This is a genomic window from Mycolicibacterium sp. 624 (assembly GCF_040548615.1).
Lineage (GTDB): Bacteria > Actinomycetota > Actinomycetes > Mycobacteriales > Mycobacteriaceae > Mycobacterium.
Genome location: NZ_JBEPRZ010000001.1, coordinates 91,094 through 109,355 on the forward strand (window position 1 = coordinate 91,094; position 18,262 = coordinate 109,355).

Genomic DNA, 18,262 nt, shown 5'->3' on the forward strand with positions numbered 1-18,262 from the left:
GAGGCGTCAGCGGGTGGCATACTGCGGCGATGTCCCCAGGCAATGTGCTGACCACCGTAGAAGCGGCCGTCCGGCGACGCAGTCAAGACCTCGTCGAGCTGTCCCATTCGATTCATGCCGAGCCAGAGCTCGCGTTCGCCGAGCACAGGAGCTGCGCCAAGACGAAGGCATTGGTCGCCGAGCGCGGGTTCGAAATCACCGCCGCGCCCGCCGGCTTGGACACGGCGTTCCGCGCCGTCTTCGGCGCCGGCTCACTCGTCGTCGGCATCTGCGCGGAGTACGACGCATTGCCGGAGATTGGCCACGCATGCGGTCACAACATCATCGCGGCATCCACTGTCGGCACCGCGCTGGCCATGGCCGACGTGGCCGACGAACTGGACTTGACCGTCGTCCTGCTCGGCACGCCGGCCGAGGAGGCCGGCGGCGGCAAGGCGCTAATGCTTGATGCCGGCGCGTTCGACGACGTCGCCGCAGCCGTCATGTTGCATCCCGGGTCCTACGACATGGCTCACGCACGGTCACTAGCGCTCTCACAGGTGGCGGTCAACTATCTAGGGCGAGAAGCACACGCAGCCATTGCCCCCAACCTGGGACTGAACGCCGCGGATGCGGCCACCGTGGCCCAGGTCGCGGTTGGCCTGCTACGCCAACACCTGGACCCAGGTCAAATGGTGCACGGCATCATCAGCGAGGGTGGGCAGGCCGCCAACGTGATCCCGGCGTACTCGGCGATGGACTACATCATGCGCGCCGACAACACCTCCTCGCTGAGCAAGCTGCGAGACAGGATCTCGGGCTGCTTCCTCGCGGGTGCCGTGGCAACGGGCTGCGAGTTTCAGGTGCGGGAGACGGAGCCGACGTACCTTGAGCTGACACCCGATCGGTGGCTTGCCGACGTGTTTCGAAAAGAGATGCAGCGCCAGGGCAGGACTCCCGTCAGCGCACAGATCGAAGCCAGCTCCCCCTTCGGTTCCACCGACATGGGCAATGTCACGCAGGTAATGCCAGCCATCCACCCGATCGTCGGCATCGACGCACACGGGGCCTCCGTCCACCAACCGGCATTCACCGCGGCCGCGGCCGGACCCAGCGCCGACAAAGCCGTCGTCGAGGGGGCGGTGATGCTCGCGCGCACAATCGTCGGCCTCGCACAGTCTCCATCAGAGCGAGACCGTGTGCAGGAACTTCACCTGGCTCGGCGTGCTCCCGAAACCCTATGAAGGGTTTGATCATCCAACGAGGGAGCGGCGCGACCGAAAGGCCGTGATCACCGCCGGACTCACCAACCACCCTTATGCTCCGTGTCAGATCAAGCCATTCGGCTTGGCCGCCGAGAATTGCGAGAGGGTTGATGTCGACCACCGGGCCCGGCGAGGCACCGCGTATGAGCCTGCGTGACCGCAACCGCCAGCAGACACGGGAGGCGATCCTGCGTTCTGCGCAACTGTTGATGATGCGCGACGGAGCCTCCGCGACCAGCATGGTCGAGGTCGCCGAACTCGCTGGCGTGTCTGACACGACGGTCTTCAACTACTTCAAGACCAAGACTGACCTGCTCGACGCGGTCGTCGAGGAACTCGGCAGCGCCACCAACCTCGCCACCCTGCTAGCGACTCGTCCGACCAGCGAAGGGCCGTTCACCGCCCTGCGCCATCTCATACGAGAGGGGGCCGACAGTGGCGCCACCTTTGACGCGCGTGACACCGTCAACTACATCGAGGCCGTGCGGTCCGATCCCGCACTGTGGGGCGCCTATCTACGGGTCAGTCATGAGACCGGGGAGATCCTCGCGGAGGCATACGTCGATCACGCCCCGCACTGGTCGCGGCCACAGGCCCGCATGGCCGCGCACGCGACGGTCGCCGCACTCTCCATCCTGCTCGCCGAGGTGACCGAGCAGTGGACCAGCACGGAGTTCAGCGAGCGGGTTGACGAGTTGCTCGCCCGGCTCGAGCGAGCGTGGCCGGAGTAGCCCCAAAAACTTTGGGTGTTGACAAAATAGTTGGGTCAACCCAAACTTGGGGCTTCGCCGATCCAAGGGAGCCCCGTGCCAGACCTGAGTACCGACAGTCCCGACAGTCGCGCGTGGCAGGCCGAGCGCACCGCTGAAACCCTGACAGCGCTGCACGCGATCGACGGTTACGCCGAGTTCGGAGCCGCCGTGCTGCTGTACTCCGACGCCGCGAGGCGCTGGACGCCCATTCGCGCAGGCGACCTCTGGTTCCAGCAGAAGCTCCTCGACGCCCACGCCGAACTCCCCGTCGTCACCGTCCGTGACGCGGTCGACGGCGAACCGCGCGTGCTCGTCGACCTCAACGACCACGCCGTCGCAGGCGGCCCGCCGATCTCAGCGGGATGGGTGCGGCCATCACCGGACGGCAAAGTGCTCGCATACTCGATCGCCGCTGAGGGCACCGAAGTCAACGAGGTGTTCCTCGTAGACGTCGTCAGCGGGCAGCGTCTGCCCGACCGGGTGCCGTGGAATGTCCACATGTCACCTTCCTGGCTGCCTGACAGCACCGGATTCTGGTGCGTATCAAGGGAAACCACCGCGGATGCCGTCCGGATGCTGGTCCGTCGGTTCATCCTGGGCGAGCCGGCATCGGACTGGAGGGCCCCCCTGCCCGATTCGTTACTGTTCCCCCGTCCCGAGGTTTCGCGAGATGGTCGCTGGGTGGCCATCGCCAGCGGGAACACGGAGATGCGCGTTGACTTCCTCATCTCCGAGGACCTCCGCGTCCTGCCCTTCCTCGACAGTGTGCCCGGCGCATTCCGGGGTGTCATCACCGACGGCGCCTTCTACGCCCTCACCGACAACGACGCCCCCCGTGGACGCATTGTGCGCATCCCGCTTGAGACTCCGACACATCCCGACACCTGGACAGAGATTCTCGCCGAAACCAACAACCCGATAACGGATTTCGAGATCTACGGGGACACAATGGTTGTGGCGAGTCTGCGCGAGTGCAGCTCGGCCCTCGACCTCATCGACCTCAAGACCCGCGACCGGACGGCTGTACCGCTGCCTGACCGCGGCGGTGTCGGAGCGGTCTTGGAGCGCGCCTCCTATCCGACGCTGCCAGCGTTCATTCGCGGTACAGACGAGATCTCCTTCCTCTACTCCGATCTCGCGACATCACCGGCGATCTACCGCTACCTCCTCGATGAGCACCAGCTGGAGTGCCTCGAGGCACCATCGGTGACCCTCGAGGACCTGACAGTCAGCTACATCACGGCGGTGTCCGCAGATGGCGTGCAAGTCCCGGCACATGTGATCCACCGTGCCGACCTCGACTTGAGCCGACCGCACCCGACCTTCCTCAGCGGCTACGGCGGTTTCTACGTCGCGGACCTCCCGGCCTACATCAATGGCCACGCCGCCTGGGTGCAGGCGGGCGGCATCCACGTCCTCGCCCACCCGCGCGGAGGCAGCGAGTTCGGTTCCGATTGGTGGCGCGACGGCCGGCGAGAGAAGAAGCAGAACACGTTCAACGACTTCTACGCCGTCGCGGAGAAACTGATCGAGCTCGGCTGGACCAGCAGCGACCACCTGGCGATCTACGGTGCCAGCAACGGCGGATTACTCACCGCCGTCGCCCTGACTCAGCGCCCCGACCTGTGGGCGGCGGTGGTCTCCGATGTGCCGGCGATCGACCTGCTGAACATGGACCGAAATCCGTTGCTCTACACAATCTGCCGCGAAGAATACGGCGACGCAACGAATCCTGAGGAGCGTCCGTGGCTGCAGGCCATCGACCCCCTGGCCAACGCCAAGGCCGCCGACTACCCGGCGACGCTCGTGGTCGCTGGCGCCAACGATCCACGGTGCCCGGCCAGCCACGCTCGACAGTTGGTCGACAAGGTGAGCACCCTGCAGACCGGGGATGCACCGATCCTGCTTCGAGTACATGCCGAGCAGGGACACGGTCCATCCGGAGCGATCGAAGCCGCTCAGCGACTCACCGAGATCCTCACCTTCTGCGCGGTGCACACCGGGCTCCACATCACGTAACGAAAGCCGGGTTAGCTCGTCCGCACCGCGACACTGCCCACGGTCGAGCAGCGTGAGCGTGAGGTGGAGACTGTGCCCTCGTAGATCTGGGTGATCTTGGCGTCGCGCATGAAGCGTTCGACGGGGAAGTCAACCGTGTAGCCGTAACCGCCGAACAGCTGAACGGCGTTCGTGGTGACTGTCGCTTCTCAGTCTCGGTGACAACTGGCGGCTGACTGGACTGCACGTTTTGAGCCTTCTCACCCACGTTGCACAAGGCTTTGTGTCATCGACGTGGCAAAACCGACAACCACACGGTTGTGCACGTCAGCCAACGCTAGACCGTCGCCGGCAGAACGACCCCAAGTGCTGCTCGGCCACGGCCACGGCCACGGCCACGGCCACGACGAACAGGATCGGGTGCGGGCTTACCCGGTGAACTTCGCCGCGCCCGGGGGTCGAGCGCACTCCATGGAGCCCGAGCCGTGTAATTGACTGCCGCACAGAATGTTATGAGATCTCCGACGTCGCCGGGATGGGTTCTCCAGGGAGCAGCGTGGCACTCCTGGCGGCGTCATCCTCCTGCACAACGGGTTCAGGGCATTCGACCTGCTGATCTACCGCGATCATGGAGCCGACGCGTCAATCATGCTGTACGTCACTCCGACTGGATGTCACACCGGATATCGCCACGTTCGTCAACGCAATGGCCTCAGGGTTCCCCATCTCGATGGTTGTCGGCAGCCGCGAGGCGGTGGGTTCGGCCCGTACAGGTACGGTCCGTCACGCGGGAACGCACAACGCCGCGCCGCTGTCGTTGGCGGCTGCGGTGGCGACGATGGGCCTGACCGCGTGGGATGACGCTCAGATCTCGCACACTCGAGTCACGCTTCGAAACAGCGCATGGCTTCACGTGATCGTCACACCACCGTCAACTACTACGGTCTGGCCGATGACGCAGCCGCCAGCGTCGGATATCAGCCAAACTAGTGTGGCCGCCAGTGCCTCCGGGTCTCCCATCCTGCCGGCGACGATCCGTGAGACCACCGAATTGACGTAGTCGGGGCGGTACTGCTCAGTCATCTCCGAGGTGAAGAACCCCGGAGTCAACGCGTTCACTCGTATTCCCTTGCGTGCACCCCATTGTTGGGCAAGGTCTCGCGTCAGCCCGCGTAAGCCCGCTTTGCTTGCGCTGTAAGCGGCCTGCGGTAGCCCTGCCATCGTGATGCCGAGGATGCTGGAAATGTTGACTATTGAACTGCCTGGGCGCATGACCCGTCCGCACGATTACGCGATCCAACATGCGCCCGCCAAGTTGATGTCAATGACTGCCCGGAACTGTTCTGGCGTTTCGCGGCTGGCAGGTACAGCAGTGCACACACCCGCATTGTTGACCAGTACATCGATACGCCCGAACCGTGACATCGACTACTACCGGTAACGTCGAGCGCGCCCCCTCTCTTCGACCAGTTTGACGGTCTGGGCGAAGTCGATCTTCGCGACGAGCCGTCAGCACCAAGTCAGCACCCGCTTCGGCGCAGGTGGAAACGAAGGCGATGCCCAGACCCGAGGATGCGCCGGTGACGAAGACAACTCGACCATCAAGCCTGAACATGTCAAGTATCGCCATGGCCTGGCTATCCCTTCGTGCGTTGTTGTGCCGTTGGTCGCGCGCCAGTTTGTTGGCACCTGTGTCTGCGACCTCGCCCGCTCAGCGGGACTCATTGCACCCCAGATCCCGTACCGTTAGTCCGTGGCGATGGCGTGCTGTCTGCAGGCCCCCAAGACCGGGCATTAGAGGCAGATCACTTTTGGAGTGACCCAGCAGCTGCGAGTTCGGTATGGCCCTTCTGCAGACATGTATCGCCTACACCGACCTGGATTCCGGGCACGTGAGCCAGGTCCTTGCCGGTGTCATGCGCCAGGGAGTAACGCAGCACGCCCGTCCGTGTTGGCCACCATCGCATCGGCCCTCTTCTGCTTGACTGCCAGCATCGCCGCGGCGTCATTCTCGACCGCAAGCACAGGCGTGTTCTCACTGCTCCTGAGCCGGTGGCGATCTTTCGCGGCGACTTGCACACTGGAATCTTGTGCGGCAGCCAGACCGGACTGGCCAACGCCTGCCTCACCGTGCAGCGGCTCATCCGGCACTTGCAGTCCCATCGGGCCGCCACCCAACTTGTTCCAATACTTGTGGAACTGACGTTGAGGTGGTCCTGAATTCGAGCCGTCACAACGGGCCCGAATCAAGATGGCACAGTCACCGCCTGGCGGCTCGGAAACACCCGGTAGTGCGAGTCGTTCGAGAACCGATCGGTCGGCGCTGCGGAAGTTGATTCCGGCACCTCGAGTGGCACAAGACTATCGACACAGACCTGGAGACAGAGCACATCCTCACACCCCGCGTAGCCGGTGAGCCACGCTCTGCACTCCTGTAGCAGGTCTTGATCTATCGAAACCTTCAGCGAGACAAGCAGAGTAAGGAGATCACGAACCACCTCGAACGTATCGCCGGAACCTATCGCCACGAAGACTCTCCCGCGATCAATCCTATCCAAGTGGGGCTTCGCGGCTTGGGCAAGGTCCCAAGCAACGTTGTACTCGCACGTTCGGTATGGCACGATCACGGACCCGTCAGATCAGACGTTCGCCTCTGCGAAGAAGCGGATCACCGGCTCCTTCTGAAGATTCCTCGCCAAGTCCGTGCCGAGTTCAGACTTGGCACGCAAGGCAATCGACTTCTCGAAGCTCGCCCGATCGCGCCACTTCTCGATGACCACCAACTGGTCGGGGTCCTCCAGTTCCCGAACGACCCGGATCTCAATGCAGCCGTCGCAAATACGCGCTGCTGGAACGATTTCGGTCAAGAACTCCTCGACAGCATCACCTGCGCCCTGTTTCGCCCGAAGATGCGCGAGTACCGTCACCATGTCCACTCCTAGTCCGTGTTCCGGTCAATCCAGACCTAAAACAGGGTGCTCGCACATCGGACCGCTGTCAGGAGTAGTCGATACTCTTTCAATCCTGCGGAACGCTGTCGTCTACCAACCGTGCCAGGAGAGTAGCGGCTACTCATGATTCCTCGGTTCAACCATGTTCTGCTCGGCTGCGCGTTACACGAAATGTGCACGAACACCCGAGAGGAGTGCCCCTTGGTTACTCAGAGTTCCGAGCACATCGAACCGCGTACGGTCGCCTTCCGCGGAGTTGGTCACATCGGCCTGATCGGCGACGAGTGGAACCGATTGTCACCGTCGTCGGTTGGACAGCCCACAGTGGTCCTTCTCCACGGCGGCGGCCAGACCCGTCTGTCCTGGCGGAATACCGGCCAGGTCCTCGCTCGCGAGGGCGCTCATGTGATCACGCTGGATGCTCGCGGTCACGGCGATAGTGACCGTGCACCCGACGCGGACTACTCGGCTGAGGTAATGGTCGAGGATGTGCTTGCAGTGATCGACCAAATCGGGCGTCCCGTCATTTTGATCGGTGCGAGCATGGGTGGTCTGACGGGAATCATGGCCGCGCACAAGGCGGGCCAAGACTCGGTGACCAAGTTGATTCTCGTCGATGTAGTACCTCGATTCGAGCGGTCCGGCAGCGCACGCGTCCGTGACTTCATGTCGAATCACCTTGACGGCTTCGGGTCGTTGGAGGAGGCCGCTGAAGCCGTTTCCGCCTACCTCCCCCACCGAAGGAAGCCCCGAAGCCCAGAGGGATTGACGAAGAACCTCCGCTTGCGTGACGGTCGGTGGTACTGGCATTGGGACCCCGCCTTCCTAGCCCGTCCGAAGGACGGTCGTGCTGAGCGGACCGAGCGGTTGGAGCATGCAGCAAGTAGTCTGCGCATCCCGATCCTGCTCATTCGGGGCAAGCTCTCCGATGTGGTGAGCCCCAAGGGGGTGCAGGACTTCCTCAAGAAGGTTCCGGCAGCCGAGTTTGTCGAGCTGTCCGGCGCCGCCCACACCGCCGCAAGTGACGATAATGACGCATTCTCAGACGCGGTTGTCGATTTCGTTACCCGATGAGATTCGGCGCACCGCGCCGGTGTCCGTCGCGACGGGCGAGAGTAGTGACTACTCCTGACATTGTTGACTGGCCGTGCTCGACTCGAGACCGAATCTAGCCACGAGGATCACGACAATGCACCCAACGAAGCCATCGCCGGTGTACACCCATTGTTGTTACTGTTTGTCGTTGTGCGGTATCGAGATATCGCTCGACGAATCCCGCGAGAAAATCGAGTCGATCAAGCCCGACCGTTCCAATCCGTATAGCTGGGCTGACTTCTGCCGTAAGGGCTTGACAGCCGGTGAGGTCCGCAACCACCCCTATCGATTGACGTCGCCGATGCGTCGAGTAGGAGATCGGTACGAACCCGCAACCTATGCCGAAGCGCTTGAGGACATCTCTCGACGACTCAACAAGATCATCGACAAACACGGCGCCGATGCAGTCGGGTCGTACCACGGAAATCCCATGGGTTTCGCGTTCCACAACACCATCTTCTTCACCGGGCTATTGGACGCGATAGGAACACGCAATCGGTTCTGGGTGGGTTCGGTTGACCAGAATGCAGCTCACGTCGTGCAGAAGAACATGTACGGCTCAGACCTACTCGGACTCTCAGGCGACATCGATGAGTGCGACTACTTCCTGCTCCTGGGCATGGATCCCTCGGTGAGCAAGTTCGGCTGGATCGAGAGCGTTCCCAACGGCTGGAACCGTGTCCTTCAGCGACGCGACCGCGGCGCCACGTTGGTACTGGTCGATCCCCGACGTTCGGACAGCGCGGATCGCGCTGACCTACACGTACCGATCGAGCCGGGGACCGACTGGGCGCTCCTGCTGGCGATCGTCAAGGTTATCTTGGACGAGTCACTCGACGTCACGCCGGTCGCAGTCGCCATGACCGGAATGGACACACTACGCGGGCTCGTCGCCGATGCGAACCTCAACGAGCTGGCGCAGCGATGCGGAGTTCCGCTCGAAACGATCACCTACATCGCACGTGATTTCGCCACCGCCCGTACCGCGATGTGCGTCACGCATACGGGGGTGGCACACAATGAGGGTGGGACCGTCGGGGAATGGCTCGGCCACGTCGTCAACCTGATCACCAATCGTATAGACACTCCGGGCGGGAAGCGGTTCGAACGCGGCATCGTCGACCTCGCCAAGGCATTCGAGATGATGGCGCCACCGTCAGAGCACCTCACACGGCTACGCGGTCTTCCGACGATTGCCGGGTTCCACGCTCTTGCCGAGCTGGCCGACGAGATCCGCGTACCCGGACAAGGCCAGATTCGCGCCATGGTGATCGCATCAGGCAACCCTGTCGTCAGCGGACCAGACAGTGCGGCGTTGGACGCCGCCCTCAGTCAACTCGATCTCCTCGTCGCGGTGGATATTGTGCAACGCGAGAGTCACCAACACGCCGACTGGTTGATTCCAGGGACACACTGGCTGGAGCGCGGTGAGCTGAATCCGGGATTTTCCGGCATTGCGAACTCGCCGTTCGTGCAGATGTCGCGCCAGGTACTGCCCAAACCCGATTCGGTATGGGAAGAATGGGAGTTCTTTCTCGAACTCGCATTGCATCTCAAGCGGCCGCTCTTCGGGCGCCGCGGAGTCAATACCTTCGCCAAACTCAGCCGCCTGCTCGCACAACGCACCGGCCGCCCGCAGTTGGGTCTGAACGGAGAGTGGATCACCCGCGGCATGGTCGCTGCCGGCCGCCGAGTTCGATACCGCGACATCGCCGGCAGCCCGCACGGCCTGCAGTTCGGCGAAAAGCGTTACGGCGACCTCGCGCAGGCTCTGATGACCCCCGACGGGAAAGTGCAGGCTGCTCCAAAGGTGCTCGTCGAAGAGTGTCGCCGCCTGCTCTCCAGCAAGGCAGACTCCAATCGGACCTACCCGTTCACCTTGATCAACAGGCGCATTCGCGAGTCGATGAACTCGTGGATCAACGACGTTCCGGGCGTTCACGTGAATGAACGTCGAAACTACGCCGAGATCGATCGTGCAGACGCGGAGGCACTCGGCCTGACTGACGGCGAAGTGGTGCGCCTGGTCTCCGACAGCGGCACGGTCGACATCCCCGTGCGTATCACCACAGGTGGTCGACGGGGAATGATCGCCGTGGCTCATGGATGGGGGTCACGCGCCTTCGACCCGCTCGGCGACGCTCCGACTACGTATGGAACGAACCGAAACCTCCTCGTCAGCAGCACTTCTCTGGATCGGCTGTCACAAACACCGACCTTCAACACCACTCACGTCCGGATCGAGAGGATAGCGCACGGCGAGCCTGCACCGCCGGAGTCATCGATCGGGGCCGCTCGATGACCTACGTGATACTCGGCTCGTGTGTCCTCGACACGGCGTGTGTCGACGCGTGCCCCGTGGACTGCATTCGCCCACGCCCCGACGATGCGGACTTCCGGTCAGCGGAAATGCTCTACATCGACCCCGTCGCTTGCGTCAACTGCAACGCCTGCCGCGAAGCCTGCCCGATCGAAGCCATCACGCCCGAGCGCGAGTTCCCTGCGAGCCTGCACGTCTACACCGCGGTGAACGCCGGCTATTTCAACCACCGCAATGAATAGCAGTCCCATGCGCACGGCGGTGGTCGGGGCAGGGCCATCCGGCATTTACGCGACTGTCGAGATCCTGAACAGTTACCCCCACGCCACGGTGGATCTCTACGATCGCCTGCCGTCCCCCGGCGGCCTCGTTCGATACGGGGTAGCACCGGATCACTACGACCGCCGCAAGTTGACAGCCGTGTACCTGCGAATGGCGTTGGCAACTGGACGCTTTCACTACTACGGCAATGTCGAGGTCGGCAAGCACATCTCGGTCACCGAGTTGAGCCAGCACTACCACGCAGCCGTATACGCTCACGGCGCCTCCGACGACCGGCGACTTGGGATACCGGGCGAGAACCTTCGAGGGGTGCACGCCGCGGCGGATTTCGTTGGCTGGTACAACGGTCACCCCGATCACACCGCCAACGTGTTCGACTTCAGCGGCCATCGCGCGGTTGTGATCGGCAACGGAAATGTCGCGCTCGATGTCGCGCGCATCTTGTTGCTAGGAGCAGATTCATTCGGCCGCACCGACATCGCCGACCACGCCCTCGAGGCACTCGCTACATCCGCGATCAGGGAAGTGGTTATCGTCGGCCGTCGCGGACCGAACCAGGCAAGCTACACGGCAACCGAATTGATCGCCCTCGCAGACCTCAATGCGACAGTACACACGAATGTCGACCGCGATCTGCTCGAAGTACCGCAGGCGGCCCACGCCCAAACGTATGCGAGCTTCCTGAAAGCCAAGGCGATGTCCGATCTGTTGAGAGCGTCGGAGTCTTCACGTAGCGATCGACGGCTTGTGTTTCAGTTCCTCTCGTCCCCTGTGGAGATAGTGGGCGCGGAGCAAGTCGAAGCCGTTCGGCTAGTGACCAACGAACTCGACATCGAACCAGGAGGGGCGGTCGTCGCACACGCCACTACCGAGAGCCGGACGCTGTCGGCTGGGATGGTATTCCGATCGGTGGGCTACCGCGGACGACCACTGCAGGGACTGCCGTTCGATGCCGCCAACGCCGTGGTTCCGAACAGGCGCGGACGAGTATTCGAACCCGACACCGACATAGCGTTGCCGGGCCACTACGTCACTGGCTGGATCAAACGGGGTTCCAGCGGCGTTATCGGTAGTAACAAGACGTGCGCCCGCGAGACCGTAGGGGCCATACTCGAGGACTACGAAGCCGGTCTGCTGACCGCACCCGAGACCTCCGACATCACCGATCTGATCATCGAACGCCAACCCGAGCACATCGGGATGTCGGGCTGGTCACGTATCGACCGTTCGGAGCAGCGTGCCGGCGAGTCGGCCGGCCGGCCTAGAAGGAAGCTCGTGACTATCGACGAGATGGTAGCAACCGCGCAGCGCCACTAAAACTGCGCTCAGGACACCCCTGCCAACTCGAGTCCGTCCGACCATGACTTCGACTGCGCGATCAGGCGGCGAAACTTCATGATCTGACGTGGACGGTCGATGCTGATGCAGCCTGTGATGCGATCGCCGCGTCGATATAGCGCGAGGAAGTTGTCTTCACCGAGTTCTTTTGAGACGACTCGAATTTCGTCGGCTTGCGGGATACCCACGAATTGAATCTTGTTGGAGTACCAATCCGACCAGAAGTACGGCACTGTCATCGCCGGCTTGGCGTCCTCAGGGGCCAGCGCGTTCGTCGCTGCGAGCACGCCGTGTTCGGACGCGTTACTCCAATGCTCGAGACGCATCACGATGTCGTCGAACAGCGGATTCGGGAAATGCGCGACGTCGCCTATCGCGTAGACGCTGTCGGCGCTGGTGCGCAGATACGCATCGCACACGATACCCCCGTCCCGTTCGTGAAGCGCGACACCGGATTCACACAACCATTCGGTCGCCGGTACCGCCCCCGCACCCACGACCACGACATCGGCGGGCACAACCGTGCCGTCGTCCAAGGCGACTCCCGTTACACGGCCGTACGAGCTCTCCAGCCCGACGACCTTCACACCGCACCGCAGATTGGTGCCGTTTCGGCGGTGCAGGTCCGCACAGGCCTTACCCATCTCCTCGCCCACCGAACGCACAAGTGGCACCGGAAGTGCCTCCAGTACGGTGACATCGAGCCCGCGCTTACGCGCACTGGACGCTACCTCCGACCCGATGAAGCCCGCGCCGACGACTACAGCGCGCGACCCGGTGTCCAAGGCGCGACGAATCGCGATCGCGTCGTCCAACGTCCGTAGTGTGTGCACGCCCGCGAGATCGCCTATGTTCGGCAGCATGCGTGCAGTAGCACCAGTCGCGATGATCATCGCGTCGTAGTCGAGTTCGCCCGTCGCTTCGCCTGACCTCAGCGTCACGGCCTTGCGGTCGGTGTCGAGGCTCGTCGCCCACGTGCTGAGGCGCAAGTCCAGTGCCAGTTCGCCGCGCAGCTGATCTTCCGACCGGAAGGCCGGGCTTTCGGGCTCGTCGCTCTCGAGATATGCCTTGGACAGCGGCGGCCTGTCGTACGGGACGTGGGGTTCACCACCGACGAGCGTGATGGTGCCGGTGTACCCAGTCTTGCGGGCAGCTTCCGCAGCGCGTAGTCCTCCAAGGGAGGCTCCAATGATGACGAGTCGTTCGGTCACCGACATTCCTTCCAAGACGCGTGGAGGCTGTTAGGGCAGCTCAACCCAGACCTCACCGTCCGCGACGCGAACGGGGTAGGTACACAATGGATCCGTAGCCGGGAACTGAGTTGCCTCACCGGTTCGGACATCGAAGCGGCCCTGATGAAGACAGCACTCGAGTTGATGACCATCGAGCAGACCGTCATCGCCGAGAGACCAGTCTTCGTGCGTGCACGTGTCATCGGTGGCGAAGAACTCACCGTCCACTCGATGAATGGCAATTGCTGGTTCCGTGTCAATGGTTTTCGACTCGCCATCAGCGAGATCATCTACCTTGCAAGCCAACTGTTCGGGCATACTTGCCTCCGATTCGGTCCGATGCGACGTGGCGTGACCGCTGGCTTGCTCGGCGAACGAGGTAGCTCCAGCCCGGCCAACGTCTTCTTCGCTCGGAGATTAGCCCTGTGCTGGTGGGCCTGCGCAACTCGTCGTTCAGCTGAGCAGCACAACCTGTTGTGACCGTTCTCCCTCGATCAGTAGACATTCAGTGTGCCCGCAGCACTTCATAAGTCACGGGCAGAGCCGCAAACGGAAGCACGCTGGAGGAGAAATGCCATTGGGATCCGACCTGCCGTTCTACCGGGCAGTGGGGGACGAGGTCGAAGTGTTCCGGGCCGCGGCCCGTCGCGGCTTGCCGATTCTCATTAAGGGGCCGACAGGTTGTGGGAAGACCCGGTTCGTCGAGGCAATGGCGCACGAGTCGGGCCGCGACCTTGTGACCGTGGCGGGTCATGAGGACCTGACCTCAGCCGATCTGGTCGGGCGATTCCTTCTTAAAGGTGGCGAGACAGTCTGGGTCGACGGCCCCCTCACCCGTGCGGTGCGAGAAGGGGCGATCTGCTACCTCGACGAGGTGGTGGAGGCCCGTCAGGACACCACTGTGGTCATCCATCCCGTAACTGATCACCGGCGCCAGTTGCCGATCGACCGCCTCGGAATCACCTTGGACGCCGCGCCGGGATTTCAGCTGGTCGTCTCCTATAATCCCGGCTATCAGAGCGTGCTGAAGGACCTCAAGGATTCGACGCGGCAGAGGTTCGTGGCAATTTCACTGGACTTTCCCTCGCCCGCCGTCGAGACCGAGGTCGTCGCCTTCGAGGCCGGTGTTGACGTCGAAGTCGCACAGATGCTGGTGAAGGTGGGCCACGCGGTCCGAAGCCTCGAAGGCACGCCCTTACGCGAGGTCGTTTCCACACGCGCACTGATTCTCACGGCCAGGCTGATCGCCGAGGGCTTGGAACCTCGCCGAGCGGTGCGGGCGGGCATCGTGGAGATCCTCACCGACGATGCCGAGCTGTCCCGCTCACTTGCCGAGCTGGCCGATGCGTTTCTTACCCGGCCGTGATCGAGCCGAACGTCGCGGAGCGGTTCAACCTCCTCGCAAACTATCTTGCCCGGCGTCCCATGGGTGTGGTCGAAGGACGGCCGGGCGAAAGAACCTATACGGACGGGAGTTTCGTATACGTTTCGCCTAGCGGTTCGCTGTCAGAGCAGCGCCGGGCGGTCGTGATTCAGGCAGCGCTTCTCGGCGCAGGCAGCTTTGATCCTGCTGTCGTGAAAGCGTTACGGGGACGATCCAGGGCAGCACGTCGATACCTCGCCCTCGAGGGACACCGAGTCCTGAACCAGATCGGACGCACACTGCCTGTCGTCGCCAGCTTCGAGCTGGACACGGCACCGCTGACGTCCGACACCGCGGAGTCACTCGAGATCGCACTGGGGCGGCGCAGGGTTGCCGATCCGCCGATATGGTTCGGCGTCGTCCGCCCTTCCCAGCTGCTCGCGGCCACAGGAGCGGCACCCGGCATGAGTCCGACAGCTCAAGATCTCCGCCTCGAGTTCGTGGAAAGCGAAGTTCCGCTGGCCGAAGAGGACGACGAGGAAGGGGACCAGGAGGAGCGCCTCAGGGGGAAGCTGTTTCAGAATCCTCTCGCCACCTCCAGCACGCTCACCAACTTCCTCTCCAACATGCTCGGCCTTTCGGCGACCCCCGAGAAGGGCGAAGGGGCAGGTGGCGAGATGATGGTTCGATCGACCCGCAGTCACAAGCAGCCCGGGCCGAACGCCCGGCCCCTGCCCGTTCCGCTCCGGTTCGTCTCGGACGACACGCCAGGTCGCGCAAACGGTGTCGGAGGGGGGCTCTACCCGGAATGGGATGTCCACGGAAACCGCTACCGATCGGAATGGTGTCGAGTCGTCACCTACCCGCTGGCGGTCGTCCAGGATGTCGGCGCCAGCAAGGTCGAGCACGACGAAATCCTCCGCCGCCGACTCGCTCGGCTTGGCCTGGGGCCAAAGGTTGTTCGCCGCAGACCCGATGGAGACGACCTCGACGTAGACGCGCTCATCGAGCTGGCCGTCGACCTGAGGACAGGCCAGTCCCCCGCCGAGCACATCTATCTGGAGCGCCAGAAGCTGGCTCGTAATCTCGGGGTCCTGATTCTCCTTGATGCGTCCGGGTCCGCAACGGAGACCACGCATACCGGCGTCTCAGTTCATGAGCATCAGCGTCGGGCGGCCGCCACACTGGCGACCACCCTGGAGGAACTCGGCGACCGCGTCGGTGTTTACGGCTTTCGCTCGCGCGGACGCTCGGCCGTTCAACTACTCGCCATCAAGCCATTCGGGCAGCGGTTCGGCACCAACGGCCGAGTTCAGCTGAATCAGCTCGAGCCGGCGGGATTCACACGGATGGGTGCCGCCATTCGGCACGCCGGCGAGCTTCTTAAGTCCGATGCCGGTACACCCAATAGGCTCCTTCTCGTGCTCTCCGACGGCTTTCCATACGACGACGGCTACGAATCACGCTATGCGGAGGCTGACACCCACAGGTCCCTGCAGGAACTTCGCAACGACGGGGTGGCGTGCCTGTGCCTCTCGATCGGAGCCACGACCGCTTCGGAGACTCTCTCCCGCGTCTTCGGCGCTGCCAGCCATGCCAGCGCCCGCACCCTCGCCGAACTCAGCCCCCGCATGGATGCCCTGTTCCTCGGTGCCCTCAAGGAACTCTCTGTCGGCCAATCCCGCCAGTGACGCTGCGCGGCCATCATTTTCCCTTGCGGGAGTTCATCTTTGACTGACAACGTCGTTGGTCGAAACCGGGTTCAGCCGGCCAGCCGGGAGGGAACAGGGAACCCAGCACCGAGCCGCGTGCGCATCTTCCCCGCTGCTTCCCTGAGCGGCTGAACCGCATTGCGAGGGTTGAACCGGGTCGTCTGCCCGGCGACGGACAGCGCGGCGATCGCCACACCGGCGCTATTGAGAATGGGCGCCCCAACGCAGGTGAGCCCGAGCTGACTCTCCTCGATGTTGAAGGCCACACCACGTTCCCGAACCTCCATCAGCTGAGTGTGCAGCAGGCGGGGCAGGACCACGGAGTGCGGCGTCAGACGCTCTAGCGGACGGCTGAAGCCGCGATCCATGAGCTCCGGTGGGCTGAAGGCCATGATCGCCTTGCCCATCGACGTACAGCTCCACGGAACCCGACCGCCCACGCGCGACGGAATCCTGGTCCCCCCTGGAGCGGTGATCTTCTCGAGATAGACCACCTTGCCCTCGACAAGCATTCCGAGGTGAATCGTCTCGTGCACCGACTCGAACAGCTCATCCATGACCGGCAGCGCGATCTCATGCAACTCCCGGTAACGAGTTCGCAGGGCGGCAGACGACAGCTCGACGATCTGCGACCCGAGCCGATATTGCCGGCCGTCACGTTCGGCCAACCCGCCATCCTGAAGGATCTGAAGCAGGCGATGAGTGGTGCTCTTGGGCATCCCGATCCGTCGGGCGATCTCCGTGACTCCGAGGACGCCGTCAGCACTTGTGGCCAGGGTGTTTAGGACGGCCACCGCCTTCGACACCGATGAACCACAGCTGTCGGCCTCATCGGGCGGTGACTGCTTTACCAGGGTTTCCGGAACCGTACGCGACTCTGCGACGACCATGTCGTTCCCTTCTCAGGTGAGCTGACGGGCCACCGGCTACACAGCCGCCTTACAACTCGATGTATTTGTAAGATCTTACATTTTGGTGCGATTGTCAAGTGCTGATTTGTAGCGGTCAACGCGCGGCGCCAACTTCCATTCCGCCCCCATCTGTGACAACCCCACCGGAAGGCGGCACTGGAGCGACCCGATGGTGACCGACAAACGTTTCCCCGAAAACCGACCCGCTCCGGCCCCAACTGCGAGCCCGTAGGCTCGTAGGTCCGTCCAAGTAGGCGGAGATCACCGACTGGGCGGGCATTCACCCGAACACCGTCAAACCAGGCGGCACGGCTTGGTTGACCTCAAGCGCCAGGGACTCGCAGTCATCTATGACTAGCTCCACGTCCGCCGGATCGAGCCCGATCCATGAGTCTTGGCAATCCCTCTCCCGGTGGCCCCGGCCACCCACGGGCGCGTCGTCGATCGGGTGTTGGACGCGTCCTGTTTTCGTGCTGCCAGCCGCTCATGTTGCGTGCTCATCTCTCGGCATAGGTGCGCATGGACGGCACTGATCCGCCGCCAGGCACATACCCAAACAATCTCAATCTACGTAGCTCAGTACGTATTTCTTCGGTGCCGCGTGGACCGCGACCTATGTCTACTGAAGAGATCGATCACTGAATTTCCCAATGCCCATGCGGGACCGCACTACCCGTCAAACAGCATCCGGCCAGCAGGAGGCAAGTGATGAACTACACCACGACCAGACGTGCGTTTGGCCACTGGGCTCAATGTCCTACAGGGGTGTGCGAGCTGAACGCGAGACAAGCTTGGGCGTTACTAGCTTCTGACGCGCGCCGCGATTGCCGCCGTGGCACTTCATCTTGGCAACGCAGTACCGACACCGTACGACGTTGTCTCACTTGGGTTCCAGGCGATCAGACGAACTTCTCGGTACTGGGCGACAACCAAGTCGACGAACTGAAATGCGGAAGTTTCTCGATTCACGCCCCACAAGCGACTCAGTCGGCCCGCGATGTTGGGGTGGCCGCTCGGCGTCGGAAGTTCACACCGCACCCACGAATCGACCAGAATTGCGTGGG

15 protein-coding genes and 3 pseudogenes are annotated in these 18,262 nt (G+C 62.9%); 11 read left to right on the forward strand and 7 right to left on the reverse strand.

The genetic code is table 11. The features are described from left to right. The first annotated feature begins 29 nt into the window (after nt 1–29). From ABIA65_RS00420 to ABIA65_RS00430, 3 genes are all read left to right on the forward strand, one after another. Nucleotides 30–1,223, forward strand: a complete 1,194-nt coding sequence (locus ABIA65_RS00420) for a M20 family metallopeptidase (protein WP_354522264.1) — start codon at nt 30–32, stop codon at nt 1,221–1,223. A 131-nt stretch (nt 1,224–1,354) separates the two neighbouring features. Then, complete coding sequence (locus ABIA65_RS00425) at nt 1,355–1,975, forward strand: TetR/AcrR family transcriptional regulator (protein ID WP_354522265.1); 621 nt, start codon at nt 1,355–1,357, stop codon at nt 1,973–1,975. 75 nt (nt 1,976–2,050) lie between these two features. Beyond that, nucleotides 2,051–4,015, forward strand: coding sequence for a prolyl oligopeptidase family serine peptidase (locus ABIA65_RS00430; protein ID WP_354522266.1), 1,965 nt, complete (start codon nt 2,051–2,053; stop codon nt 4,013–4,015). 11 nt (nt 4,016–4,026) lie between these two features. On the opposite strand, the pseudogene ABIA65_RS00435 reads toward ABIA65_RS00430, so the two are convergent. Next, nucleotides 4,027–4,194, reverse strand: a pseudogene (locus ABIA65_RS00435) (acyl-CoA dehydrogenase family protein); the annotation flags it as partial. Between the two features lie 428 nt (nt 4,195–4,622). On the opposite strand from ABIA65_RS00435, the pseudogene ABIA65_RS00440 reads away from it, so the two are divergent. After that, nucleotides 4,623–4,829 (forward strand): annotated as a pseudogene (locus ABIA65_RS00440) (hypothetical protein); the annotation flags it as partial. Nucleotides 4,830–4,903: 74 nt separating this feature from the next. On the opposite strand, the pseudogene ABIA65_RS00445 reads toward ABIA65_RS00440, so the two are convergent. The 3 genes and pseudogenes from ABIA65_RS00445 to ABIA65_RS00455 form a co-directional block, all read right to left on the reverse strand. After that, nucleotides 4,904–5,624 (reverse strand): annotated as a pseudogene (locus tag ABIA65_RS00445) (SDR family NAD(P)-dependent oxidoreductase). A 284-nt stretch (nt 5,625–5,908) separates the two neighbouring features. Next, on the reverse strand, nt 5,909–6,157 hold the full coding sequence (locus tag ABIA65_RS00450; protein WP_354522267.1) for a hypothetical protein: 249 nt from the start codon (nt 6,155–6,157) through the stop codon (nt 5,909–5,911). 476 nt (nt 6,158–6,633) lie between these two features. Next, a complete protein-coding gene (locus tag ABIA65_RS00455; protein ID WP_354522268.1) occupies nt 6,634–6,924 on the reverse strand; it encodes a putative quinol monooxygenase in 291 nt (96 codons plus the stop codon). Between the two features lie 192 nt (nt 6,925–7,116). On the opposite strand from ABIA65_RS00455, the gene ABIA65_RS00460 reads away from it, so the two are divergent. The 4 genes from ABIA65_RS00460 (at nt 7,117) to ABIA65_RS00475 (ending at nt 11,959) form a co-directional block, all read left to right on the forward strand. Beyond that, nucleotides 7,117–8,019, forward strand: coding sequence for an alpha/beta fold hydrolase (locus ABIA65_RS00460; RefSeq protein ID WP_354522269.1), 903 nt, complete (start codon nt 7,117–7,119; stop codon nt 8,017–8,019). A gap of 115 nt (nt 8,020–8,134) precedes the next feature. Then, nucleotides 8,135–10,342: a molybdopterin-containing oxidoreductase family protein gene (locus tag ABIA65_RS00465; RefSeq protein ID WP_241401545.1), complete on the forward strand. Its 2,208-nt coding sequence runs from the start codon at nt 8,135–8,137 to the stop codon at nt 10,340–10,342. Then, nucleotides 10,339–10,602, forward strand: a complete 264-nt coding sequence (locus ABIA65_RS00470; RefSeq protein ID WP_241401546.1) for a 4Fe-4S dicluster domain-containing protein — start codon at nt 10,339–10,341, stop codon at nt 10,600–10,602. The genes ABIA65_RS00465 and ABIA65_RS00470 overlap by 4 nt, the downstream gene beginning before the upstream one ends. Then, nucleotides 10,595–11,959: a ferredoxin--NADP reductase domain-containing protein gene (locus ABIA65_RS00475; RefSeq protein WP_354522270.1), complete on the forward strand. Its 1,365-nt coding sequence runs from the start codon at nt 10,595–10,597 to the stop codon at nt 11,957–11,959. Before ABIA65_RS00470 ends, ABIA65_RS00475 begins: the two co-directional genes overlap by 8 nt. Before the next feature lie 8 nt (nt 11,960–11,967). Here the strand turns inward: ABIA65_RS00475 and ABIA65_RS00480 are convergent, their stop codons facing one another. Together ABIA65_RS00480 and ABIA65_RS00485 are read right to left on the reverse strand one after the other, a co-directional pair. Next, entirely contained in the window at nt 11,968–13,191 is a 1,224-nt protein-coding gene (locus ABIA65_RS00480) for an NAD(P)/FAD-dependent oxidoreductase (RefSeq protein ID WP_371746882.1), read from the reverse strand. Between the two features lie 30 nt (nt 13,192–13,221). Next, nucleotides 13,222–13,530, reverse strand: a complete 309-nt coding sequence (locus ABIA65_RS00485; protein ID WP_241401549.1) for a non-heme iron oxygenase ferredoxin subunit — start codon at nt 13,528–13,530, stop codon at nt 13,222–13,224. A gap of 253 nt (nt 13,531–13,783) precedes the next feature. Between ABIA65_RS00485 and ABIA65_RS00490 the strand changes: the two genes are divergently transcribed. Together ABIA65_RS00490 and ABIA65_RS00495 are read left to right on the forward strand one after the other, a co-directional pair. Beyond that, entirely contained in the window at nt 13,784–14,578 is a 795-nt protein-coding gene (locus ABIA65_RS00490) for a CbbQ/NirQ/NorQ/GpvN family protein (protein ID WP_241401550.1), read from the forward strand. A 59-nt stretch (nt 14,579–14,637) separates the two neighbouring features. Further along, complete coding sequence (locus ABIA65_RS00495) at nt 14,638–16,266, forward strand: nitric oxide reductase activation protein NorD (protein ID WP_354523061.1); 1,629 nt, start codon at nt 14,638–14,640, stop codon at nt 16,264–16,266. A 71-nt stretch (nt 16,267–16,337) separates the two neighbouring features. Here ABIA65_RS00495 and ABIA65_RS00500 read toward each other — a convergent pair whose 3' ends face one another. Further along, the gene (locus ABIA65_RS00500) at nt 16,338–17,177 is read right to left on the reverse strand and encodes an IclR family transcriptional regulator (protein ID WP_354522271.1); all 840 of its coding nucleotides are present in this window, start codon (nt 17,175–17,177) and stop codon (nt 16,338–16,340) included. 829 nt (nt 17,178–18,006) lie between these two features. On the opposite strand from ABIA65_RS00500, the gene ABIA65_RS33460 reads away from it, so the two are divergent. Continuing rightward, entirely contained in the window at nt 18,007–18,144 is a 138-nt protein-coding gene (locus ABIA65_RS33460) for a DUF7427 family protein (RefSeq protein WP_502919529.1), read from the forward strand. The last annotated feature ends 118 nt before the right edge of the window (nt 18,145–18,262 follow it).

Coding starts and splice junctions, on each gene's coding strand:
- ABIA65_RS00455 (WP_354522268.1), bottom strand. CDS start 6,924: ATGGTGACGGTACTCGCGCATCTTCGGGCGAAACAGGGCGCAGGTGAT.
- ABIA65_RS00465 (WP_241401545.1), top strand. CDS start 8,135: ATGCACCCAACGAAGCCATCGCCGGTGTACACCCATTGTTGTTACTGT.
- ABIA65_RS00500 (WP_354522271.1), bottom strand. CDS start 17,177: ATGGTCGTCGCAGAGTCGCGTACGGTTCCGGAAACCCTGGTAAAGCAG.
- ABIA65_RS00450 (WP_354522267.1), bottom strand. CDS start 6,157: ATGGGACTGCAAGTGCCGGATGAGCCGCTGCACGGTGAGGCAGGCGTT.
- ABIA65_RS00495 (WP_354523061.1), top strand. CDS start 14,638: ATGGGTGTGGTCGAAGGACGGCCGGGCGAAAGAACCTATACGGACGGG.
- ABIA65_RS00470 (WP_241401546.1), top strand. CDS start 10,339: ATGACCTACGTGATACTCGGCTCGTGTGTCCTCGACACGGCGTGTGTC.
- ABIA65_RS00485 (WP_241401549.1), bottom strand. CDS start 13,530: ATGCCCGAACAGTTGGCTTGCAAGGTAGATGATCTCGCTGATGGCGAG.
- ABIA65_RS00460 (WP_354522269.1), top strand. CDS start 7,117: ATGTGCACGAACACCCGAGAGGAGTGCCCCTTGGTTACTCAGAGTTCC.
- ABIA65_RS00425 (WP_354522265.1), top strand. CDS start 1,355: ATGTCGACCACCGGGCCCGGCGAGGCACCGCGTATGAGCCTGCGTGAC.
- ABIA65_RS00420 (WP_354522264.1), top strand. CDS start 30: ATGTCCCCAGGCAATGTGCTGACCACCGTAGAAGCGGCCGTCCGGCGA.
- ABIA65_RS00475 (WP_354522270.1), top strand. CDS start 10,595: ATGAATAGCAGTCCCATGCGCACGGCGGTGGTCGGGGCAGGGCCATCC.
- ABIA65_RS00490 (WP_241401550.1), top strand. CDS start 13,784: ATGCCATTGGGATCCGACCTGCCGTTCTACCGGGCAGTGGGGGACGAG.